Source organism: Kitasatospora sp. NPDC008115 (assembly GCF_042957205.1).
Taxonomy (GTDB): domain Bacteria; phylum Actinomycetota; class Actinomycetes; order Streptomycetales; family Streptomycetaceae; genus Kitasatospora.
The window spans coordinates 1-22808 of record NZ_JBIBHU010000035.1; the positions used below are offsets into that span (position 1 = coordinate 1).

At 75.0% G+C, this 22808-nt stretch carries 18 protein-coding genes and 3 tRNA genes; 2 read left to right on the forward strand and 19 right to left on the reverse strand.

The window, feature by feature from the left end:
- The 8 genes from ACFZBX_RS32540 to ACFZBX_RS32575 form a co-directional block, all read right to left on the reverse strand.
- Positions 1-2664: ComEC/Rec2 family competence protein (locus ACFZBX_RS32540; RefSeq protein ID WP_391537397.1), on the reverse strand; the 2664-nt coding region annotated here is incomplete at its 3' end.
- Positions 2665-2792: 128 nt separating this feature from the next.
- Entirely contained in the window at positions 2793-3707 is a 915-nt protein-coding gene (locus ACFZBX_RS32545) for a helix-hairpin-helix domain-containing protein (RefSeq protein ID WP_391537398.1), read from the reverse strand.
- Between the two features lie 141 nt (positions 3708-3848).
- A complete protein-coding gene (locus ACFZBX_RS32550) occupies positions 3849-4694 on the reverse strand; it encodes a DegV family protein (RefSeq protein ID WP_391537399.1) in 846 nt (281 codons plus the stop codon).
- 52 nt (positions 4695-4746) lie between these two features.
- On the reverse strand, positions 4747-5580 hold the full coding sequence (locus ACFZBX_RS32555) for a hypothetical protein (RefSeq protein ID WP_391537400.1): 834 nt from the start codon (positions 5578-5580) through the stop codon (positions 4747-4749).
- 253 nt (positions 5581-5833) lie between these two features.
- Entirely contained in the window at positions 5834-8728 is a 2895-nt protein-coding gene (gene leuS / locus ACFZBX_RS32560) for a leucine--tRNA ligase (protein WP_391537401.1), read from the reverse strand.
- A gap of 245 nt (positions 8729-8973) precedes the next feature.
- Positions 8974-10476 carry a hypothetical protein gene (locus ACFZBX_RS32565; protein WP_391537402.1) on the reverse strand — a complete coding sequence of 501 codons (1503 nt, stop codon included), beginning with the start codon at positions 10474-10476 and terminating at the stop codon, positions 8974-8976.
- A 127-nt stretch (positions 10477-10603) separates the two neighbouring features.
- Positions 10604-10676, reverse strand: a tRNA-Ala gene (locus ACFZBX_RS32570).
- Positions 10677-10781: 105 nt separating this feature from the next.
- A complete protein-coding gene (locus tag ACFZBX_RS32575; RefSeq protein WP_391537403.1) occupies positions 10782-12323 on the reverse strand; it encodes an MFS transporter in 1542 nt (513 codons plus the stop codon).
- 102 nt (positions 12324-12425) lie between these two features.
- On the opposite strand from ACFZBX_RS32575, the gene ACFZBX_RS32580 reads away from it, so the two are divergent.
- Entirely contained in the window at positions 12426-13412 is a 987-nt protein-coding gene (locus ACFZBX_RS32580; RefSeq protein WP_391537404.1) for a helix-turn-helix transcriptional regulator, read from the forward strand.
- Positions 13413-13496: 84 nt separating this feature from the next.
- Here ACFZBX_RS32580 and ACFZBX_RS32585 read toward each other — a convergent pair.
- The 8 genes from ACFZBX_RS32585 to ACFZBX_RS32620 all read right to left on the reverse strand — a co-directional run bounded on the left by ACFZBX_RS32585 (position 13497) and on the right by ACFZBX_RS32620 (position 18169).
- Positions 13497-13569, reverse strand: a tRNA-Ala gene (locus ACFZBX_RS32585).
- A gap of 37 nt (positions 13570-13606) precedes the next feature.
- Positions 13607-13679 (reverse strand) — tRNA-Ala (locus ACFZBX_RS32590).
- Between the two features lie 131 nt (positions 13680-13810).
- Positions 13811-14458: a histidine phosphatase family protein gene (locus tag ACFZBX_RS32595; protein ID WP_391537453.1), complete on the reverse strand. Its 648-nt coding sequence runs from the start codon at positions 14456-14458 to the stop codon at positions 13811-13813.
- Positions 14455-14925 (reverse strand): ribosome silencing factor, encoded by a 471-nt coding sequence (gene rsfS / locus ACFZBX_RS32600; protein WP_391537405.1) that lies wholly within the window; start codon positions 14923-14925, stop codon positions 14455-14457. Before rsfS ends, ACFZBX_RS32595 begins: the two co-directional genes overlap by 4 nt.
- Positions 14926-15053: 128 nt before the next feature.
- Positions 15054-16946 carry a LytR C-terminal domain-containing protein gene (locus tag ACFZBX_RS32605; RefSeq protein WP_391537406.1) on the reverse strand — a complete coding sequence of 631 codons (1893 nt, stop codon included), beginning with the start codon at positions 16944-16946 and terminating at the stop codon, positions 15054-15056.
- A gap of 22 nt (positions 16947-16968) precedes the next feature.
- Positions 16969-17601: a nicotinate-nucleotide adenylyltransferase gene (gene nadD / locus ACFZBX_RS32610; RefSeq protein WP_380754171.1), complete on the reverse strand. Its 633-nt coding sequence runs from the start codon at positions 17599-17601 to the stop codon at positions 16969-16971.
- Positions 17602-17698: 97 nt separating this feature from the next.
- Positions 17699-17857 carry a hypothetical protein gene (locus ACFZBX_RS32615; protein WP_344342390.1) on the reverse strand — a complete coding sequence of 53 codons (159 nt, stop codon included), beginning with the start codon at positions 17855-17857 and terminating at the stop codon, positions 17699-17701.
- 165 nt (positions 17858-18022) lie between these two features.
- Entirely contained in the window at positions 18023-18169 is a 147-nt protein-coding gene (locus tag ACFZBX_RS32620) for a hypothetical protein (RefSeq protein ID WP_380754169.1), read from the reverse strand.
- A gap of 266 nt (positions 18170-18435) precedes the next feature.
- On the opposite strand from ACFZBX_RS32620, the gene ACFZBX_RS32625 reads away from it, so the two are divergent.
- Positions 18436-19530, forward strand: a complete 1095-nt coding sequence (locus tag ACFZBX_RS32625; RefSeq protein ID WP_391537407.1) for a M48 family metallopeptidase — start codon at positions 18436-18438, stop codon at positions 19528-19530.
- Between the two features lie 63 nt (positions 19531-19593).
- Here ACFZBX_RS32625 and ACFZBX_RS32630 read toward each other — a convergent pair whose 3' ends face one another.
- The 3 genes from ACFZBX_RS32630 to ACFZBX_RS32640 form a co-directional block, all read right to left on the reverse strand.
- Positions 19594-20658, reverse strand: coding sequence for a hypothetical protein (locus ACFZBX_RS32630; RefSeq protein ID WP_391537408.1), 1065 nt, complete (start codon positions 20656-20658; stop codon positions 19594-19596).
- A 123-nt stretch (positions 20659-20781) separates the two neighbouring features.
- Entirely contained in the window at positions 20782-21369 is a 588-nt protein-coding gene (locus tag ACFZBX_RS32635) for a hypothetical protein (RefSeq protein ID WP_391537409.1), read from the reverse strand.
- Positions 21370-21469: 100 nt separating this feature from the next.
- The gene (locus ACFZBX_RS32640; protein WP_391537410.1) at positions 21470-22792 is read right to left on the reverse strand and encodes a glutamate-5-semialdehyde dehydrogenase; all 1323 of its coding nucleotides are present in this window, start codon (positions 22790-22792) and stop codon (positions 21470-21472) included.
- Positions 22793-22808: the final 16 nt, after the last annotated feature.

A 22808-nucleotide genomic window follows, 5' to 3' on the forward strand; every position in this document is an offset into this window, starting at 1 on the left:
CCCCACCCCCACGAACAACCCCGGCCCCCCCGCGCCCCTCGGCCCCACGGCCGCCTGCCCCGGGCCCCGGGCGCCCGGCCGCGGGTGGCGCGGGGTGGGGGGGGGCGCGCGCGGGCCGGGCCCCGCGCGCGCCTCGACCGAGGTGCCGGGGCCGGCCTCACGGGTGGCCCGCGGCTTGTGGGGGCTGCGGGCGTGGCGCTCGGCGTGCGGGTGCACGGCGGCGCCGAGGTGGCCCGGGTCGCCGCCCGTCACCGCGATGTCGCCCATGCGGTCCGTTCGCAGCACCGTGGCGCCCAGCGCCCGCAGCCGGTCCACCGTGCGCGGCGCCGGGTGGCCGTACGGGTTGTCCTCGCCGCAGGAGATCAGGGCCAGCCGGGGGCTGAGCGCCGCCGTCAACTCCCAGTCCTGGTAGGCCGAACCATGGTGCGCCACCTTCAGCACGTCCACCTTGCTCTCCTTCCCGGCCGTCCTCAGCCGGCTCAACAGGGCCTCCTGCGCCGGCGGCTCCAGATCGCCCAACAGGGCCATCCGCACGCCGCCCGCCAGGGTCACCAGCAGCGCGACACTCGCGTTGTTCGCACCCGACACCACCGTCGACTCCTCTCCGTCCGGCCACAGCACCTCCCACGAGACCCCGGCCCCCGCGGACCGGCGCTCGCCGGGACCGGCCCGCGTCAGCGGGACCCCGGCCCGCGCCGCCCATCCCGCGACCCGAGCGGCCTCGCCCGGCGGGTCGTCGACCGCCGTCCCCTGCACCGACGCGACCCGCCGGCCGCGCAGCACGCCCGGCATCCCCTCGACGTGGTCGGCGTGGAAGTGCGTCGTCAGGAGGAGCGGCACCCTGGTGATCCCCAGGCCGCGCAAACAGCGGTCGGCCGCCTGCGGATCCGGCCCCGCGTCCACCACCACCGCGCTGTCCGGCGGGTCCCCGTTCTCCGGCACCACCGGCAGCACCAGCATGTCGCCCTGCCCCACGTCGCACATGACCAGCCGCCAGCCCGGCGGCGGCCAGCCGGTCGCGATCCGGGCCAGCAGCGGCGGCCGCAGCAGCACCGCGAGCAGGGCCAGCAGCAACACGCCCACCGCCACCGGGCGGAGCCGGGGCAGCAGCGCGGGCAGCGTGCAGCAGAGCGCGGCCGTTGCTGCGGCGAGGCTCACCGTGCCGAACCACCCGCCCGGCCAGGACAGCCGGCCGCCCGGAAGCTCCGCACCGTGCCGGGCGACCGCGGCCAGCCAACCGGCCGGCACTCCGGCGGGCTCGGCGAGCAGCCGGGCCAGCGCGGGCGAGAGCGGGTCGAGCACCAGGACCGCGAAGCCGAGCAGGGTCGCCGGCGCCACCGCCAGCTCGGCCAGCAGGTTGCACGGGATCCCGATGAGGCTGACGTGCCCGGAGAGCACCACCGTCACCGGCGCGCAGAGCGCCTGGGCCGCCGCCGTCGCCCCGACGGCGCCCGCCAGGTGGTGCGGCCAGCCCCGCGCCCGCAAGGCGTCCGCCCAACGCGGACCGAGCACCAGCAGGCCGGTCGTGGCGAGCACCGACAGCAGGAAGCCGAAGGAGCGCGCCAGGTACGGATCGAGGAGGACCAGCAGCAGGGCCGTGCCCGCCAGCGCCGGGACCGCCTGGCGCGGGCGGCCGGTGGCCAGCGCCAGCAGCCCGATCAGCCCCGTCCCCGCCGCTCTGAGCACGCTGGGCTCCGGGCGGCAGATCGTCACGAAGGCCAGCGTGACGGCGGCGCCGAGCAGGGCCGTGGTGCGCAGCGGGATCCCGAGCAGGGCGGCGAGTCCGCTCCGCTCGGCGGTGCCGGCCCGCCCCGGGGCGCCGAGCAGCACGCCCAGCACGATCGCCAGGTTGGCCCCGCTGACCGCGACCAGGTGGGCCAGATCGGTGTCCCGGAACGCCTCCCGGAGGTCGTCCGGCAGACGTGAGGTGTCCCCCACGACGAGACCGGGCAGCAGCCCTCGCTGGTCCGCCGGCAGGCCGTCGGTGGCCTCGCGCAGCCCCGCCCGGAGCCGCCCGGCGATCCGCTGCGGCAGGCTCGGCGGCGCGAGCTGTCGCGGCTCGCCGTGCGCGATCAGCAGCGCCGCCGACTCGCCCGCGCGCTCGTCCGCCGGACGGACCGTCACCTCGGCGGCGAGCCTGGTCGAGGGCAGCAGCCGCTCCCACGCCCCGGTGTCCTCGCCCCGGACCAGGACGGTGACCGGCGTGCGGGTGCGGACGGTTCGCGGGCCCGGCGCGCCCGGGAGGACGCCGTCGGGCACGGTGACCTGGTCCACCACGGCGTCCACCGTGAGCAGGTTCTGTCCAGAGCCGGAGCCGCCGCCGCGGGAGAGGCGCACGCGCGGGTCCCCGGTGAGGGTGAGGTCGACGCCGGCCTCCGGCGCCGGGGAGGTGGTGCGGGCCAGTTCGGGCAGCGGCCCGCGGTGCAGGTCCGCGGTGTGCAGGAGGGTGGCCGTCGTGGCGGCCGCCGCGGTGAGCAGCACGGCGGCCAGGGTCACCGTGGCGGACCGGCGACGCACCGGTCCGGCGCCGGGCCCGGCCCGGAGGGCGAAGAGGACCAGCCCGAGGACCGCGGCCGCGCCGGCCGCCACCGCGAGGGCCGCGACGTGCCCGGGGCCCGGCCCGAGGACCGCGGCCGTGACCGCCCAGGCGGCGACGGCGGGCATCAGCAGGCGGAGGTCGTTCGGCCGCGGCGCGGCGGAGACGGTGTCACCGGGGATGGGCGCAGTGGTGGCGATGGCGGTACCTCCTCTCGGACGGGCACGGGCACGGGACCGGGAAGCGTGGCGGGTCGTCAGAGGGTGAGCAGCGGGCGGAGTTCCGTGTAGGTGCGCTCGCCGATCCCGCTCACCTGCCGAAGCTGGTCGAGTGAGCGGAACGCGCCGCCGTGGGAGGCGCGGAAGGCGATGATGCGCTGGGCGAGGGTCGGGCCGACGCCGGGGAGGGTGTCGAGCTGTTCGAGGGTGGCGCGGTTGAGACTGACCGGCTGTTTCGAGACGGCGGCAGGTGGCGGCCCGGTGCCCGCCCCGGCGGCCGGCTGGGGGCTCGGCTCGCCGACGAGGATCTGTTCGCCGTCCGCCAGGACACGGGCCAGGTTGAGGTTCCTGAGGTCGGTCCCGGGCAGCGGCCCGCCGGCCACCCGCAGGGCGTCCGCGACCCTGGAGCCGCCGGGCAGGGTGTGCACCCCCGGGGAGCCGACCCGGCCGCCGATGTCGATCACCACGGCGGTGCCCGGCGCAACGCCGCCGGTGTCGCCCCCGGGCAGGGCCGACTCGGGGGCGGCGGACGACGGCACCGAGGCGACGGCGATGGCCGGAACCTCGACAGGCTGCGGTCGCGCCAGCCAGAAGTGCTGGACGCCGTAGCCGACGGTGAGCAGGAGGAGGACGAGAAGTCCGACCACCGCCCGCCGGTCGAGCGTCAGCGTGTGCCCCGCCCACGGGTGTGCGACGCGGGCGGGAAGGGGGTCGTCGGGCACGGGGTCGCCGGGCAGGGGCCCACCGGGCGAGGGACCGCCGGGCACGGCAGCACCGGGCGCAGGGCCGCCGGGTGGCGGTGCGCCGGCATCGGCCGGTCCCGCGTACACCGAGGGCTCGGTGTCCGACGGTTCGCCGGCCTCGGGCAGCAGGGCCGCCATCCGCAGCGTCGCGGTCTCGTTGACCCGCTGGATCTCGCGGCGCTTGCGCGCGCCGATTCGCATGCTCGTCATGCGGAGCACGGTAGGAACCGCGCGAGCAGCACGCGGAGATTACCGAAAGCCTGTGGAAAACCCGGGGGTTGTGGATGAAGAACGTCACCCGCAGGAGGGCGGACGACCGTCAGATGTTGACGCCCTACCGGCCGGACACGGTCACCGGGGCGAGACCACCACCGCCAGCAGCCCCGGCCCGACGTGCGCGCCGATCACCGCCCCCACCTCGCCCACGTACAGGTCGCGCAGCCCCGGCACCCGCCCCCGCAGCCGTTCGGCGAGCGGTTCGGCCCGGTCCTCCGCCGCCAGGTGGTGGACGGCGATGTCCACCACCCCCTCCCCCGCCCGCTCGACCGCGATCTCCTCCAGCCGGGCGATCGCCCGCGACGCCGTACGCACCTTCTCCAGCGGCTCGATCCTCCCCCCGTCCAGGTGCAGCAGCGGCTTGACCGCGAGCGCCGAGCCGAGCAGCGCCTGCGCGGCGCCGATCCGGCCGCCCCGGCGCAGGTACTCGAGGGTGTCGACGTAGAAGAAGCCACTGGTCCCGGCGGTCCGCCGTTCGACGGACGCCGCCACCTCGTCGAGTCCGCGGCCGGCCTCGATCGCCTCGGCGGCTGCCAGCACCCCGTACCCGAGGGCCATGCCGACCAGCCGGCTGTCCAGCACCCGTACCGGAACGGGCGACTCGGCGGCCGCCAGCCGGGCGGCCTCCGCCGTCCCGGACAGCTCGCCGGAGATGTGCACCGAGACGACGCCGCGCGCGCCGGCCTCGGCGGCCGCCCGGTAGGCGGCGGCGAAGGACTCGGGGCTGGGCCGGGAGGTGGTGACCCGGTGCTTGCCGCGCAGGGCCTCGGCGACGTCCTTCGGGGAGATCTCGACGCCCTCGGCCCGCACCTCGTCGCCGACCGCGACGCTCAGCGGGACCACGGTGATCCCGTGCCGGTCGACGGCTTGCTGGGGCAGGTAGGCCGTGGAATCGGTGACGAGTGCGAGGTCGGCGGGCATGAGGCGGAGGTTACCCCCCGCCCGGGCCGGACGGCAGCATCCGGGTCTCCGCTCAGCCGGCCGACGGCCCGGCGGACGGCTTGCGCAGCCGCTGCGCCAGCTTGGTCACCGGGTCGGCGAGGCCGAGCAGTTCCTCGGCGCTGGGCCGTCCGCGGCCGTCCGTGAGCCCGGGCCGGGCGCCGCCGGGCGCGTCGGCCCCACGCGCCGCACCAGAAGCACCAGAAGCACCAGCCGCACCAGAGACGCCCGAGACGCCAGAGGCCCCAGCAGCAGAAGCACCCGTGGCGCCGGCGGCACCGGAACCACCGGGCGCACCCCCGGAAGCCCCCGGAGCCGTGTCCCAGTGCCGCAGCGCCCCCGCCTCGTCCTCGCACTCCTTGCTCAGCCGGCTCAGCTCGTCCTCCGCGAACCGGTGCATCCGGTCCTGCGCCGCCCAGCGCATGGCCTCCGCCGAGTGCGTGATCCGCTCCGCCCGCTCACGCAGCTCGGGCAGCTTCGCCGCGACGCGCGCGGTGTCCGGCTCGCGCTCCAGCATCCGCAGCTCGCCGTCCAGCTCCGCCGCGTGCGCGTCCAGCCGGGCCAGCAGCGCGAGCGACTCGCCGAGCTGGCCGTCCTGGGCGACGCCGCCCTGCAGCACCTGCCGGGTGCCGTCCAGGGAGGTCCGCAGGCGCAGCCGGACGGCGGAGATCTGCCCCTGCGGGCCGGTCTGGGTGTAGGTCTTGGCCTTGAGGGTGACGTTCTCGACCGCCCGGCGGGCCTTGGCCTCCTGGCGTTCCACCTTCTCGCCGACCGCCCGGGCGGCCTTGATCAGGCCGACGACGATCAGCGCCGCCACCCCGAGCCCGAACAGCACGGCGAGTACGAGCAACACCCCGAGGATCTCCATCACGCGCCACCTTCCACCAGCCGAACCGGCCCCCACCGGGCCCAACGCGGGCCGGCCCACCGAGGGTTCCACGGTAGCGCCGGTACCGGCCCGGCGGGCCGCCGATCAGGGACGCCGGGCCGGACTTCAGGGGCGGTTCAGGGACGGCTCGGGGTGAACCCCGAGCCGTCCACGCCCCCGGACGCGCCGCGGGGCGGGCGTTCCCCGGGGAACGCCCGCCCCACAGCCCGACCGATCGGCCAATCGACCGACGTCAGCCGGTGACGATGTTGACCAGCTTCGGCGCCCGCGCGATCACCTTGCGCACCTCGGCCCCGCCGATCGCCGCGACGACCGCCGGGTCGGCCAGTGCCAGCGCCTCCAGCTCGGCGTCCGAGATCGACGGCGCGACCTCCAGCCGGGCCTTGACCTTGCCCTTGACCTGCACCACGCACGTCACCGTCTCGTCGACGACGTACGCCGGGTCGGCCACCGGGTAGCCGGCGTACGCCAGCGTCTCGCCGTGGCCCAGCCGCCGCCACAGCTCCTCCGCGATGTGCGGGGCCAGCGGGGCGACCAGCAGCACCACCTGCTCGGCCACCGAACGCGGCGTGGAACCACGCTTGACCAGGTAGTTGTTCAGCTCGATCGCCTTGGCGACGGCCGTGTTGAAGCGCAGCCCGGCCATGTCGGCGCGGACGCCGTCGACGGCCTTGTGCAGGGCGCGCAGCGTCGCCTCGTCCGGCTCCTCGTCCGTCACCACCAGCTCGCCGGTCGACTCGTCGACGATGTTGCGCCACAGCCGCTGCAGGAAGCGGTAGGAGCCGACGACGGCGCGGGTGTCCCACGGGCGGGAGACGTCCAGGGGGCCCATCGACATCTCGTACAGGCGCAGCGTGTCGGCGCCGTACTCGTCGGCGATCTCGTCGGGGGCGACGGCGTTCTTCAGGGACTTGCCCATCTTGCCGGCCTCGCGCTTGACCTGCTCGCCCTGCCAGAAGTACTGGCCGCCGCGCTCCTCGACCTCGGCGGCGGGCACCGGGAAGCCGCGCTCGTCGCGGTAGACGTCCGCGGTGATCATGCCCTGGTTGAACAGCTTGTGGAACGGCTCGACGGACGAGACGTGGCCCAGGTCGTGCAGCACCTTGTGCCAGAAGCGGGCGTACAGCAGGTGCAGCACGGCGTGCTCGGCACCACCGACGTACAGGTCGGCGCCGCCGCCGGGCTTCTGCTCGGTGGGGCCCAGCCAGTACCGCTCGTTGGCCGGGTCGACGACCTGCTCGCGGTTGGACGGGTCGATGTAGCGCAGCTCGTACCAGCAGGAGCCGGCCCAGTTGGGCATGGTGTTGGTCTCGCGGCGGTACGTCTTCGGCCCGTCGCCCAGGTCCAGCTCGACGGTGACCCAGTCCTCGTTGCGGGACAGCGGGGTCTTCGGCGTGGAGGTGGAGTCGTACGGGTCGTAGGTGTGCGGCGAGTAGTCGTCGACCTGGGGGACCTCGACGGGCAGCATCGACTCGGGCAGCGCGTGCATGACGCCGTCCTCGTCGTAGACGATCGGGAACGGCTCGCCCCAGTACCGCTGGCGGCTGAACAGCCAGTCGCGCAGGCGGTAGTTGACGGTGCCTTCGCCGATGCCGTGCCCGGTCAGCCAGGCGGTGACGGCGGCCTTGGCCTCGACGACGCCCAGGCCGTTCAGCGTGATGCCGTTCTCGGTGCCCTCGTCGTGGGCCGAGTTGACGATGACCGAGTCGTAGGTGTCGAACGCGTCGTCCCAGGCGGCCGGGTCCTCGCCGCGCCCGTCGGTGGGCCGGACGACGCAGCCCATCGGCAGGTCGAAGGCGCGCGCGAAGGCGAAGTCGCGGTGGTCGTGGGCGGGGACGGCCATGATGGCGCCGGTGCCGTAGCCCATCAGCACGTAGTCGGCGATGAAGACCGGGACGGGCTCGCCGCTGACCGGGTTGACGGCGTAGGCGCCGGTGAAGACGCCGGTCTTGACCTTGGCCTCGACCTGCCGTTCGACGTCGGACTTGGCGGCCGCGGCGGCGCGGTACGCGGCGACGGCCTCGGCGGGGGTGGCGGCGCCGCCGGTCCACGCCTCACGGGTGCCCTCGGGCCAGGCGGCGGGCACGAGGGCGTCGACCAGGTCGTGCTCGGGCGCCAGCACCATGTAGGTGACGCCGAACAGGGTGTCGGGGCGGGTGGTGAAGACGGTGATCTTCCCCTCGTCGACGGCGAAGTCGACGCGGGCGCCCTCGGAGCGGCCGATCCAGTTGCGCTGCTGCAGCTTGATGGCCTCGGGCCAGTCCAGCAGGTCCAGGTCGGAGATCAGCCGGTCGGAGTAGGCGGTGATCCGCATCATCCACTGGCGCAGGTTGGACTTGAAGACGGGGAAGTTGCCGCGCTCGGAGCGGCCGTCGGCGGTGACCTCCTCGTTGGACAGCACGGTGCCCAGGCCGGGGCACCAGTTGACCGGCACCTCCTTGGCGTAGGCCAGCCGGTACTCGCCCAGCAGCTCGTCGCGCTCGGCGGCGTTCAGCGCGGACCAGTCGCGGCCGCCGGGGACCTCACGGGTGCCGTTCTCGAACTCGGCGACCAGCTCCGCGATCGGGCGGGCCTTGGCGGCCCGCTCGTCGTACCAGGAGTTGAAGATCTGCAGGAAGATCCACTGCGTCCAGCGGTAGTACTCGGGGTCGATCGTGGCGATCGAGCGGCGCGGGTCGTGGCCCAGGCCCAGCCGGCGCAGCTGCTGGCGCATGTTGGCGATGTTGGCCTCGGTGGAGACCCGCGGGTGGGTGCCGGTCTGCACGGCGTACTGCTCGGCGGGCAGGCCGAAGGAGTCGTAGCCCAGGGTGTGCAGGACGTTGTAGCCGTTCATCCGCTGGTAGCGGGCGAAGACGTCGGTGGCGATGTAGCCCAGCGGGTGGCCGACGTGCAGGCCGGCGCCCGACGGGTACGGGAACATGTCCATGATGAAGCTGTGCGGCTTCGCGGCGACGTCGGCGCCCGCCTGGTCGGCCAGCTCGCCGGCCGGGTTGGGGGCGTGGAACGTCCCCTCCTTCTCCCAGATGTCCTGCCAGCGGGACTCGATCTCCGCCGCCAGGGCGGCGCTGTACCGGAACGGCGCGGTCGCGGTGTCGGCCGCACCGGACGCAGGGGTCGTCTCGCTCATGGTCCTTCAAGCTCCATCGATGTCAGTTGGCGAACCGGCGTTCCGGGCCGGCGACGGGGCGGGTGCCGGGGCTGGGCCCGGACGGGCACCGGGCGGCGGGCCCGGGCGGAAAACAAAAAAGCCCCTCGCAGGAGGGGGTGCCACGCCGACTCCGGCTCCGCCCTCGGGCGTGGCCGGTCCTGGTCAGCGCGGCCGACTAAGGAGCAGGCGCGCGGTTCGCATGGGCTCAGGGTACCGCAAGGGGGTCAGCCGCCTCCCGGGGATACCGCCGACGCGCCCGCCGCCCCGTCCGCCACCGCCCGGCTCGACGGCCCGTCCGACCTGCCCGGACCCGCCTCGTCCGGACCCGCCTCGTCCGGACCCGCCTCGTCCGGACCCGCCTCGTCCGGACCCGCCTCGCCAAGATCCGCGCCCTCCGGCCCCACCCCCGCCGAACCCGCCACCCCCGCCACCCCTGCCGAATCCGCCGCACGGAACGCCGCGTCGATCCCGCGCAGCGCCCGCGCGACCCGCTCCGACTGCATCCCCGCCGCCAGCGCCCGCGCCCGGTCCGCCGTGCGCGCCGCCTCGGCCTCGTCGCCCGCCAGCCGCTGCGCGTCGGCCAGCCGCACCATGAGCAGCGCCCGCGCCCTGGCCCGGCCGGGCCCCAGGCCCGCCACCGCCCCGGTCAGCAGCTCCTGCGCCCGTCCGTGCTCGCCCAGGAACAGGTACCCCTCCCCCACCATGCCCGCGAGGTCCGCCCGCTCCTCGCTCAGCCCCGCGCCCCCGTCCAGCTCCGCGAACGCCGGCCCCGCCGTCCCCGCGAGCCCGGCCGCGTCGCCGCGCCGTCCGTGGGCGCGGGCGATCCGGCCGAGCTGCAGCGCCCGCTCGGCCGGGCCGAGCCCGTCCCCGGCCGCCGCCACCGCCTGCGCGAGCACCGTGACCACGTCCAGCCCGCGCCCGCCCGCGCTCCAGGTGGCCAGCACCACCAGGCCGCCGAGCACCGCCACCCCGTCCCGCCGCTCGCCGCTCAGGTGGGCGGCGCGCAGCGCGGCCGCGAACGCCCGCTGCGCGGCGGCGTCGTGGCCGATGTCGAACGCGGCCCAGGCGGCGAGCCGGGCGAGGCGGCCGGCCGCGCCGTACAGCGCCCGGCCGAGCGGTTCGTCGTACCCGCCGAGTTCCAGCAGCTTGGCGACCATGGCCAGTTCGGCCCGGGCGGGGCCGAGGACGAGCCCTCCTCCGCAGGAACGTTCCAGCCGCTGTTTGCTGCGGTGGGCGGCGGCCAGTTCGCCGATCACCGCCGGGTCGACGCGCAGCGCGCCGTCACCGCGGAGGGCGGGCGGCGGGGTGGCGAGCCGGCGGGCGGCCGCGGCGACGTCGGCGCCGCGGAAGAGGTCGGTGAGGCGGACGGGACCGGCGTCGGCGGCGGTCTCGCGCAGCGCGGTCTGCGCGGTGTCGGCCGTCCACGGGTCGGTCAGCAGGCGCGGGGAGAGGATCTTGGCGCCGCGGTGGCCGCCCATCGGGCCCCAGAGCTGTTCGTAGGTGACGGCGATGCCGAGGGTGCGGCCGAGCACCTCGCAGACGGCCTGGTCGTGCGGGCTGCGCGGCACCATGCCGCGGTCGCGCCACTTGTAGGGGGCGGTGGAGCTGATCGCGAGCCGGGCCGGGACGGTGAGGTTGACCTCGCGGGCGAGGCGCTCCGGGCTCCAGCCGAGCTGGTGGAGTATCCGGGCGAGTTCCTCGTTGCGCCTGCGCTCCAGATCGGCCATGGCTCCGACGGTAGCGGGCCGCCGGGGGCCGCCGCCGGGAGTGCCGGAAATGCCGTGCGGGCCGGAAGCCGCCCGGGGAACGCCGAAGGCCGCCTCCCGGGCGGGAGACGGCCTTCGTTCTTACCTGTGGAGCTACGGGGAATTGAACCCCGGACCTCTTGCATGCCATGCAAGCGCTCTACCAACTGAGCTACAGCCCCTTGACCTGCGATGTCACCGGGGGTTTCGTTCCGTTTCCCTCGGCGACATCGACTACTTTACACGGTCCGGGGGGTGCTCCACGAATCCGTTCCTCCGGCGGCCCGCTACCCGTCCGCCGACCGCTGCTCCGCCGGGGCCTCCACCGGGGCCTGCGCCGTACGCGCGGCCCGGCCGGCCGCCACCGCCCGGGCGGCGAGTACGGCGGCCAGCGCGACGGCCCCGCCGACCGTGACCGAGGTGATCAGCAGCGCGTGACCGGACTCCCCGGCCGACGCCGGCAGGTCGGACGCCCCGAGGAACACCGAGCCGACCAGCGCCACGCCGACGACCTGGCCGAGCTGGACCGCGGTGACCACCACCCCGCTGGCGTCCGCCGCGTCGGCGGGGGCGACCCGGGCGAGCGCCCGGCCGAACAGTGGTGTGTAGGCGCAGCCGGCCAGCACCCCGAGGACGGCGGAGAGCAGCAGCGGCGCCGCCCCGATCCCGGCGCCGTCGCGCAGCAGGAGGCCGAACGGCAGGTAGCCGACGGCGAGCAGGGCGGCGCCGAGCCAGGGCAGGACGCCGTGCAGGCGCCGGGGCAGCCGCTGCCAGTGCAGGCCGGCAACACCGAACCCGACGGCGATCGGGGCGGAGCAGAGTCCGGCGCGCAGGGCGCTGTACCCGAGGCCGGACTGCTGGTGCAGGGCGAAGGAGAACATGAAGCCGGCGAACGAGAGCATGATCATGAACACCGCGCCGACCGCGGGCAGCAGCCCGACCGCGCCGAGGACGCGCCCGCTGATCAGCGGCTGTCCGCCGCGCCGGGCGATCCGCCGCTCGACGAGCACGAACAGGGCGAACAGCAGTGCGCTCGCGCCGAGCATCGCCAGGCTCCAGCCGGGCCAGCCGAGCTCGTGCCCGAGCACCAGCGGGACGACGAACAGCCCGAGGGCGGTGGCGAGCACCAGCAGACCGGGCAGGTCGAAGCCGCGGTCGCGGTCGCCGGGCAGCCGTGGCAGCAGCCGGGCGCCGGCTGCCAGCAGCAGCACGCCGATCGGCACGTTGACCAGGAAGACCGGACGCCAGCCGGCGCCGAACAGGTCGGCGCTGACCAGCACCCCGCCGAGCACCTGCCCGGCCGCGATGCCGCCGGCGAGGACCGCCGAGTAGAGGCCGAGGGCGCGCAGCCGGGCCCGGCCGGTGAAGGTCCGCTGGACCAGGCTCATCACCTGGGGGACCATCAGGGCCGCCCCGGCGCCCTGGAGCAGCCGGAAGGCGATCAGCCAGCCGGTGGCGGGGGCGAGTCCGCAGGCCAGCGAGGCGGCGGTGAAGGCGGCCAAGCCGCTCTGGAAGAGCCGGCTGTAGCCGTAGCGGGCGCCGAGCCGGGCGCCGGTGATGAGCAGGACGGCGTAGGCGATGGTGTAGCCGGCCACCACGAACTGCAGGGCGGCGCCGGAGGCGTGCAGGTCGGTGCGGACGGTCGGCAGCGCGACGTTGACGATGGCGGTGTCGAGCACGGCCATGAACTGGCCGCTGAGGACGAGCGCGAGGAGCGCCCCGGGCCGGGCGACGGACGCCGTCCCGGGCCTGGCGGCGGGCGCTCCGGCCGGTGAGTCGGCCGGCGAGTCGGTCCCGGCCGGGCCGTGCCGGGTCTGGAGATCGGTCATGCGTCGAGCCTCGCGACGGCCCGGTACCAGTGGTTAGAGCCTGCCGATCCTGGTACTGGCAGCACCTGTTTCGCCCCGCCGGGCTGCGGCACGATGGCGGGTATGACCGTCGTGGACACCCCCGGCACCGTCGATCCCGCGACCACCGGCAAGGCCGCCGCCGACAACGCGACCGCCGGCAGGGCCACCACCGGCAGGCCCGCCGCCGGCCGGCGCGACCGCCGCCGCACCGAGCTGGCCGAGTACCTGCGCGCCCGCCGGGCCCGGGTCTCCCCCGAGGACGTCGGCCTGCCCCCGGGCCTGCGCCGCCGCACGCCGGGCCTGCGCCGCGAGGAGGTGGCCCAGCTCGCCGGGGTCGGCGTCACCTGGTACACGTGGCTCGAACAGGGGCGCCGGATCAACGCCAGCGCGCAGGTGCTCACCGCGGTGGCCCGGGTGCTGCTGCTGGACGCCACCGAGCGCGAGCACCTGTTCCGGCTGGCCGAGGTGGCGGTGCGGCCCCCGGCGTTCCCGGACCCGGTGCTGGACCCGTCGGCCCAGCTGATCCTGGACGCGCTGGTCCCGCTGCCGGCCGCCGTCTCCAACAGCCGGTACGACGTGCTGGCGTGGAACTCCAGCTACGAGGCGCTGTTCGCCGCCAGCCGGACGCGGACGTCCGACGGCTGGTTCAACAGCCTCTGGTGCACGGTGACCAGCCCGGACTGCTGCAACCCCTTCCTGAACCGGGACGAGCAGCTGCCGCAGATGGTCGCGGTGCTGCGCGGCGCGTACGGCCGGCACGTCGGCGAGCCGGCCTGGGAGGAGTACGTGCGGTCGCTGCTGGACGCGAGCGCGGCGTTCCGGGAGCTGTGGGCCCGCCAGGAGGTGTCCTCGCGGCGGACGTCGCTGAAGGTGTTCCGCCACCCGCGGGTGGGCGTGATGCGGCTGAACGCGACGTACCTGACGATCCCCGGGATGCCGGAGGCCTACGTCGCCGTCTACACCCCGGACGGGCCGGAGGACCGCGCGCGGGTGGAGCGGCTGGCGGCGCTGGAGCCCGGCGGCCGGACCGCCCCGTGCGGCCACACCCGCACCGGGCCGACCCGCTGAGCGGGGAACGGGCCTCGCGGGAGACGAACGGCGCCGGGAACGCCGGAAGGCCGCCACCCACCGGGTGGCGGCCTTCCTCGTCTGTGGAGCTACGGGGAATTGAACCCCGGACCTCTTGCATGCCATGCAAGCGCTCTACCAACTGAGCTACAGCCCCGCGACACACGTGATCCCTCAGGACCCCGGGTGCGGAGTGGAGCTACGGGGAATTGAACCCCGGACCTCTTGCATGCCATGCAAGCGCTCTACCAACTGAGCTACAGCCCCTCGCTGACCGGATCTCCCGCTTCCCTTCCGGGCCGCGTTCCCTCCGTGCGAACGAGGAAGACTCTAACCGCAAAGGCCCGGAACTGCGAAATCCGCCCCCCGGTGCCCCCTCCGCACCCCTGCCGGGGACCTCAGGTGTCGTCGCCGATGACCGGCTGCGGCAGGGTGCCCGCGTTGTGCTCCAGCAGCCGCCAGCCCCGCGCGCCCCGGCCCAGCACGGACCAGCAGCAGTTCGACAGCCCGCCGAAGCACTCCCACAGCACCGGCTCCAGGCCGAGCATCCGCCCGAGCATGGTGCGGATGGTGCCGCCGTGGCTGACCACGACCAGCGTGCCGTTGTCGGGCAGCTTGCCGGCCGCGTCGAGCACCACCGGCACGGCCCGGTCGGCGACCTCGGTGGCGAGCTCGCCACCGCCGCGCCGCACCGGCTCGCCCCTGGTCCAGGCCTCGAACTCCTCGGGGTAGCGCTCGCGGATCTCCGCGTTGGTCAGCCCCTGCCAGGAGCCCGCGTAGGTCTCGCGCAGGCCCTCGTAGTGCTCGACGTCCAGGCCGGTGACCGCGGACAGCTCCTCGGCGGTGCGCCGGGCCCGCTGGAGGTCCGAGGAGATCAGCAGGTCCGGGCGCAGCCCGGAGAGCAGCCGGGCGGCCCGCTGCGCCTGCAGCACGCCCTGCCCGGTCAGCTCGATGTCGGTGGTGCCCTGGAAGCGGGATTCGAGGTTCCAGGAGGTCTGGCCGTGCCGCCAGAAGACGATGCGCGGACCTCGCGCGCCCCGGCTCAGCTGTAGTCCTCGGCGCCGAAGTCGTCCGCCGGGGCCTGCTCGGCCGGGGCGACGGCGTTGCCGGCCGCGTCGGTGTGGGCGTCGGGGCGGTTGCGGGAGGCGAGGGCGTCCTCCGGCAGCGGCAGCTCGGGGCAGTCCTTCCAGAGGCGGTCCAGCGAGTAGAAGGAGCGCTCCTCGGAGTGCTGGACGTGCACGACGATGTCGAGGTAGTCGAGCAGGATCCAGCGGCCCTCGCGCTCGCCCTCCCGGCGCACCGGCTTGATGTCCAGCTTCTCGCGCAGCTGGTCCTCGATCTCCTCGGCGATCGAGCGGACCTGGCGGTCGTTGCTCGCGGAGGCGATCAGGAAGGCGTCGGTGATCGACAGCACCTCGCTGACGTCGAACGCGACGATGTTGTGGGCCAGCTTGTCGGCCGCCGCCTGGGCGGCGACGTTGATGAGTTCCTGGCTGTGCTCAGTGGCGGTCACGGTGTTCTTCCGGCTCGGCGGCTTGGGGCGCCCCGTGCGCGGCGCGCCGGGGATCGCCTTCCAGGATCTCACGCCGCCCCGGCGGCCCCGGAACCGATTTCCGGGGCCGCCCGCCCGTACGGGCCGGGCTACTGGGGCTTCGGCGGCGCGTAGTCCTTGCCGAGGACGACCACCAGGTCGGCGTTCTGCGCGTCGGTGACCTTCTTCACCGCCGTCTCCGGCAGGTTGAGGCTGATCGCCAGCGACTTCGCGGCGGCCTGCCGGGCGTCGTCGGTGTAGCGGATCTCACTGGCGGCCTGCGGCGCGCTCCTGGAGCCGCCGGGGACGAAGGTGAGGCCCGCGTTGACCACCTGGACCTGCGCGGAGGCGGCCGCCTGGTCGTTGCCGGTGGCGTCCTGGATGGAGACCCTGGCCGGTGCGTCGCCGCTGGTCGCGGCCTTGACGGTGCCGCCGAGCACCTCCTTGACCTGCTTGCCGGCGGTGGCCTCGTCCAGCGAGCCGTCCGGCTTGACGGTCAGCGCGGTGGTGCCGAACTGGCCGTTCCTGGAGAGCTGCGCCATCTGCGCGAGCACCCCGGCGAGGGCGTCCTCGGGCAGCGAGGGGTCGAGCACCGCGTTCATCCGGTGCACGTCGTCCTTGGCGTCCTTGAACTCGACCGGCATGGTGCGCACCACGGCGTCCATCACCTGGCCGAACCGGGCGAGCTGGGCGTCGCGGTTCTCGCCCTCGTTCTGCAGGGTGGCGTAGCCGACCGCGGCCTTCCCGCCGAGCAGGGTGTTCTTGCCCGCCGCGGCGAGCACCGTGCCGTCCGGCCGGCCGCCCTCGTGGACCTCGGCGTTGGTGTCCACCCGGACGCCGCCGAGCTGGGAGACCAGCAGTTCCAGGTACGGGGTGTCGAGCCGCCAGGTGCCGGCGACCGGGGCGCCGAGCACGGTGGCCAGGCCCTCGCGGGTGCCGGAGGCGCCGAGGGTGTCCATGGCCTGGCCGACCGTGGTGACCGGCGGATCTCCGGGGCCGGGCAGCCGCAGGGTGTCCGGCAGCAGCAGGACGGTGCCCTTCTTCCCGGAGGCGTCGTTGACCAGCAGCGCGCTGGAGACCTTGCCCTGGAGGTCGCGCAGGTGGACGACGTTGACCTGGCGCGGTCCGGCCGCGGCGGCCGCGCCCTCCTTGCCGCCGCCGGTGAACCAGAGGTAGCCGCCGGTGCCGGCCGCCGCGACCGCGAGGACCACGCCGGCGCCGATCAGCCGGGTGCGCAGCTTGCGGCGGCGCTCGGCGCGCACCTCGCTGCGGGACTCGGCGAACTTGAGCCAGTCGATGACGTCCTCGGACTTCTCCGCCTCGTCGTCGACGAAGGTGAACTCGCCCGTGGTGTAGTCGTCCTCACCGGCCCCGGCCCCGGCCCTGGCGCGGGCCGGGCGGGAGCCGCCGACCTGCTCGGACGGCGCCGCGGGCCGCGCGGGGGCGGCCGGCTCGGCGGCGGCCGGGCGCGGCACCCGGGGGCGCGGCGGTACGGGCGCGGGCGCGACGGGCTCCGCCGCCGGAGCGGGCTCCGGCGGGGCGACCACCGGCATCTGCGCGGTCGGGTACGACTGCTGCTGTTCGTACGGCTGCGAAGCCGGCTGCGGCTGCTGGTAGCCCTGCGGCGCCGGCTGCTGGTACTGGTCCTGGTAGCCGTAGCCGCCCTGCTGCTGGTACCCCTGCGGCACCTGCTGCCCGTATCCCCCGGGCTGCTCGTACTGCGGCTCGTAGGAGCCCTGGTACCCCTGCTGCTGGTACTGGTCCTGGTAGCCGTACTGCCCCTGGCCGTAGGGCGCGGACTGCACCGGCTGCCCGTACTGGTCGTACTGGCCGGGCTGCTCGTACTGGCCGGGCTGTTCGTACTGGCCGGGCTGTTCGTACTGGCCGGGCTGCTGCTCGTAGCCGCCCTGCTGCTGGTAGGGCTGGTACTCCTGGTACTGCCCCGCGGACCAGTCGTCCGGCTGTCCGGACTGCTGCCCCTGAGGTCCCCTGCGCTCGCTCATCCGTCGGTCGGCCCCTCCGGGATCAGGTCCGGTGCGGCGCGTACAGCGCCCGCTTGTCGATGTAGCGGACCACGCCGTCCGGGACGAGGTACCAGACCGGCTCGCCCTTGGCGACCCGGTCGCGGCAGTCCGTGGAGGAGATGGCCAGCGCCGGGACCTCCACCAGGGAGACCCCGCCCACCGGAAGCCCGGCGTCCGACAGAGTGTGCCCCGGCCGGGTGCATCCGATGAAATGGGCGAGCGAGAAGAGCTCGTCGGAGTCCCGCCAGGAGAGGATCTGGGCGAGCGCGTCGGCGCCGGTGATGAAGAAGAGGTCGGCGTCCGGGTGCATCGCGTGCAGGTCGCGCAGGGTGTCGACGGTGTACGTCGGGCCCTCGCGGTCGATGTCGATGCGGCTGACCGAGAACTGCGGGTTCTCCGCGGTGGCGATGACCGTCATCAGGTAGCGGTCCTCGGCCGGGCTGACCTGCCGGTCGCTCTTCTGCCACGGCTGTCCGGTCGGGACGAAGATCACCTCGTCCAGGTGGAACGCGCTGGCGACCTCACTGGCGGCGACCAGGTGCCCGTGGTGGATCGGGTCGAAGGTGCCGCCCATCACGCCGAGGCGACGCCGCTCCGGCGCCGGTACGCCGGGATTCCCGGTCTGCTCTCCCATGGCGCCACACCTTACGCGACGCCCGTTGCGGTGCGGGAACGGCCGGGTGACGGGCGTCCCGGGGGCGGTGCCGCACCCCGGGCCACCGTCGGCCGGGTCAGCGGTCCCGGTTGAAGCGGGTGGTCACGAAGAGCAGCACCAGGAGGACGAACAGCGCGGCGCCACCCGTCAGGTACGGGTTGAGGCTGTCGTGGTTGCCCCCCTCGCCCTCGTTCGCGAGGAGGTTCAGGACGGGGAGTGCGGCGGCAGTGCTCATGGTCGGCGGGACCTTCTCGGCTCGGATGGCGGGCAGGGGGTGTCGTACGGGCCGGTGAGGGCCCACCCGTCATCGTACGGGGGGTTACACCGCAACCGCTCGGCGGGCCACCGCGGCTGAGCCGCCGTGAGCCGGGGCCGGGAAAGGGCCGCTCCGGCGGGCCGGTCAGTTGTTGCGGCCGGCCCGCAGCAGGACCCAGGCCAGCAGGCCCACGCCGACGAACGACGCGACCACGATGATCCGCAGGAAGAGCCCGGGGCCGTCCTCCGCGGAGATCGGGGCGGCCAGGCTGGCAAGGGCGGCGGTGGACATCTGCGGGCTCCTCGGACTGCGCGGTGCCGCGGCCTGAGGTGGCCCGGCTCTCCCGGGCAATCAGGGTAAACCGCCCTCACACCGGCGCCGCCCACCGCCCCCGCGGGCACCGTCCGCGCCGCCCCGGACGGGCGCCCGCGCGACCCGGGACACGCCGGCGGGGACGAGTGCGCAACCGCGGACGTTGTCCGGACAGTCGTTGCAGACGAAGACCAGCGGGGGCCGGCCGGGGACCGGGGCCACCGTCGACAGGGAGGCACTCACACATGACCGACACGACCGCGAAGACCCCGAGCCGGCGCCGCCAGCGCTTCCCGGAGATCTCGACCCGCGCCTGGGAGCACCCGGCGGACCGCTCGGCGCTCGTCGCGCTGCGCAAGCTGACCGGCTTCGACGACGTGCTGAAGAGGCTCGCCGGCCTCGTCTCCGAGCGCTCGATCCGGCTGATGTTCCTGGCCACCGCCGTGAAGACCTCCGAGCGGCAGTTCCCGGAACTGCACGGGATGGTCCGCGACGCCGCCTACGTGCTCGACCTGGAGAAGGTGCCGGACCTCTACGTCACCCAGGACCCGGCGGTCAACGCCTTCTGCATCGGCATCGACACCCCGGTGATCGTGGTGACCAGCGGCCTGGTGGAGCTGCTGGACGAGGAGGAGCTCCGCTCGGTGATCGGCCACGAGGTCGGCCACGCGATGTCCGGGCACGCCGTCTACCGGACCATGCTGATGATCCTCACCAACATCGCCACCCGAATAGCCTGGGTGCCGCTCGGCAACCTGGCGATCATGGCGATCGTCACCGCGCTCAAGGAGTGGTTCCGCAAGGCCGAGCTCTCCAGCGACCGGGCGGGCCTGCTGGCCGGGCAGGACCTCCAGGCCTCGATGCGGGCGCTGATGAAGCTGGCCGGCGGCCACAACCTGGCCGAGATGAACGTGGACGCCTTCCTGGAGCAGGCCGCGGAGTACGAGAAGGCCGGCGACCTGCGCGACGGCGTGCTCAAGCTCCTCCAGGTGCTGCCGCAGAGCCACCCGTTCGCGGTGGTCCGGGTCGCCCAGCTGAAGAAGTGGGCCGAGAGCGAGGAGTACCGCTCCATCCTGGCCGGGGCCTACCCGCGCCGCACCGACGACCCGGACACCTCGGTCGGCGAGCAGTGGCGGGCCGCCGCCGAGCACTACACGACCTCGGTGAAGGAGAGCAAGGACCCGCTGATGGGCCTCATCCGCGACGTCGCGGGCGGCGCGGCCTCCGTCGGCGGCAAGCTCCGCGACACCTTCACCGGCGCCGGACGCGGCAACGGCAACGGCAGCGGAAGCGGAAGCGGAAGCGGCGGCAAGGACGGCGGCTCCTCCGGCAACGGCTGAGGCACCGCCCGCAGGAACGACCCGACGGCCCCCGGCCACCCGGCCGGGGGCCGTCGGCCGTCCTCAGCTCCCCGCCAGCACCCCGCACAGCTGCCAGGCCGGCCGCGCGTGGTTGCCCGGGTCCACCGCCGACGGCCCGGCCGGCGGCGCTGCGGCGTCCGTGCCCGCGAGCACCGGCTGCACCACCCCGGCCAGCGAGCCGTCGCACGGCGCCGGCCCCGCCTGGAGCACCGAGTCCACCAGCCGCAACTGCGCCGCCGCCAGGTCGATCCGGTCGAACTCGAAGGTCAGCTGCCGCCGCACGGTCTCCAGGGTGACCGGCGCCCCGCTCGGCGCCCCGGCCTGCTTCAGCGCGTAGACGAAGGTGTGGTCGGTGGTGATCCGCAGCGTGCCGCTGTCCGCCTCGTCGATCCGCATCGCACCGGCCACCTTCACGGTGTCCGCGGCCAGCGCGACCTGCGCCGGGTCGAAGCGGACCAGCCAGCCGGTCAGCGCGTGGTGCCGGTCGTCGACCGGCTGGACCACGCTCGCGTCGAACTGGGCCTGCTCACCGGGGGTGATGAAGGCCCGTACCTCCGCGGTCGCCCCCTGCACCAGCACGGCGGGCGACAGCGAGGACGCCACCAGGTAGCGCTGCACGGTGTCCAGCGCCTTGGTCACCTCGACCCGGGAGAAGTGCCCGGTGGCCGCCCCGGTCGGCGTGCCCAGCCCGACCGCGCCGTCGCTGTAGCCCGGCGGCAGACCGGCGAACGGGTTGGCCGGATCGGCGGCCGGGTGGACCGCCGAGGCCGGGCTCAGCGCCACCAGGCTGACGGTCAGCTGGCTGCCCTGGGGGCGGGAGGTGGGACGGGTCGGCGAGCTGACGCCGAAGTACACGGCGGCCCCGAATGCCAGCAGGATCACCAGCAGCAGCGCGAGCGCCTGCCGGGGCACGGTGCCGAGCGGGCCCAGCCGGACCTTCGGGCGGATGGGCCGGCCGAACGCGCCGGACAGCCGCTCGCGCGCCGACAGCTCCTGGATCCGGGCAGCCCGGACGAACGATTCGTCGAAGACGACGGACCGGTACTCGTCCTCGTTTCCGGAACCACCCTCGGGCGCACCCTCCGGAGGCTCGCGCGGGTCACCCATGACACCAGGGTAAGGCGCATCCTCGCCCCGGTACGAGGGTCCTGCCGCAGTTCACCGGAAACCCTCCGTGACCGGTCGCGGTGGGCCCGGGACGCACCGGCGCACCGGCCCGCCGCCCGTCGCTCAGCCCGTCGGGGCGGTGACCACGAGCGACGGCTCGGCCGGCGGCGGCAGCGGGTCGACCCCGGGGCTGCTGCTGCCGGACTCGGGCCGCCGGGGCGCACCGCCGGCCCCGCCCACGCCCTGGTAGACCGCCGCGACCGCCACCGCGACCAGGCTCACGCCCATGATCACGGCGAGCACCCAGGCCACCGGCCGGTGCCAGCGCTGCTGGGCGACGTAGCGGCCGCGCCCGGCTCCGATCGGGTCGAAGCCGCCCGGGCGCCAGCGCCGTGAGCGCCGCCCGGCGGCCCGGCCCGGGCCGCTCCACGGATCGGGGAAGCGGTGGTCGTCGTCGAGCCGGCTCGGGTACGGACGCAGCTCCAGCGGCAGTCCGTCCCCGGGCGGGACGTCATAGGCCCAGCCGGGACCGGCCGTGTCGGGCTCGAAGCGGGCCTCGGCGGCGGCCAGCTGCCGCTCCTTGGCCGTCGGCTCGTGCACGGCGGCGGACCGCACGAAGGCCTCGTCGAAGACCACGGTGGCGAACTCGTCGTCCGCGCCACCGTGGTCGGCACCGTCGGGGTACGGCAAGCCCCCCACATCGTCAGCCACGGATTCAGCGTATTACCGGGCGGGCGATTTGTCTGGGGCTCGGGGCAGTTGGTCCGTCACTCGCGTGAAGACGGGCCGGCGCAGGCCGCCCCGGCCGGGCTCAGCCGGCGTCGGCGGCGCCGCCCACGGTCGGCGTCGCCTCGCCCCGGACGTGGCCGTCACCAGTGACGATGTACTTGGTGCTGGTCAGCTCGGGCAGGCCCATCGGGCCGCGGGCGTGCAGCTTCTGGGTGGAGATGCCGATTTCGGCACCGAAGCCGAACTCACCGCCGTCGGTGAACCGGGTCGAGGCGTTGACGGCCACCGTGGTCGAGTCGACCAGCTGCGTGAAGCGGCGGGCGGCGGCCTGCGAGGTGGTGACGATGGCCTCGGTGTGGCCGGAGGTCCAGCGGCGGATGTGCGCGACGGCGGCGTCCAGCGAGGGGACGACGGCGGCCGCGATGTCGTACGACAGGTACTCGGCCTCCCAGTCCTCGTCGGTGGCGGGCAGCACGGTGGCGGCGGAGCCCTCGGCGGCCTTCAGCACCGCCTCGTCGCCGTGCACGGTGACCCCGGCCCCGGCGAGCGCGGCGAGGGCGAGCGGCAGGAAGTCGTCGGCGATGTCCTGGTGGACCAGCAGGGTCTCGGCCGCGTTGCAGACGCTGACCCGCTGGGCCTTGGAGTTGAGCAGGATGCCGACGGCCATCGCCAGGTCCGCCCGGGCGTCGACGTAGACGTGGCAGTTGCCGGTGCCGGTCTCGATGACGGGGACGGTGGAGCCCTCGACGACGGTGCGGATCAGCGCGGCGCCGCCGCGCGGGATGAGCACGTCGACCAGGCCGCGGGCGCGCATCAGCTCCTGCACGGAGTCCCGGCTCTCGCCCGGGACGAGCTGCACCGCGTCGGCCGGCAGGCCGGCCGCCTCGACGGCGTCGCGCAGCACGGCGACCAGCGCGGTGTTGGAGCGGTAGGCGGAGGCGGAGCCGCGCAGCAGCACGGCGTTGCCGGACTTCAGGCAGAGCGCGGCGGCGTCGACGGTGACGTTGGGGCGGGCCTCGTAGATGATGCCGACGACGCCGAGCGGGACGCGGACCTGCCGCACGTCCAGGCCGTTGGGAAGGGTGTAGCCGCGCACCACCTCGCCGACCGGGTCGGGCAGGCCGGCCACGTCGCGGACGTCGGCCGCGATGGCGGCGATCCGCTCCTCGGTGAGGGTGAGACGGTCGATCACCGACTCGGCGGTGCCGGCCGCGCGGGCCCGCTCGACGTCCTCGGCGTTGGCGGCGGTGATCTCGGCGGCGCGGGCGACCAGGGCGTCGGCGACCGCCCGCAGCGCGGCGTCCTTCGCGCCGCGCGGCAGCGGGGCGAGCGCGGCGGCGGCCTCCCGGGCTCGGCGCGCTACGGCGAGGACGGGGCTGTCGGCGGTGGCGAGGTCGCTGCTCATGCGCCCAGCGTAGTGG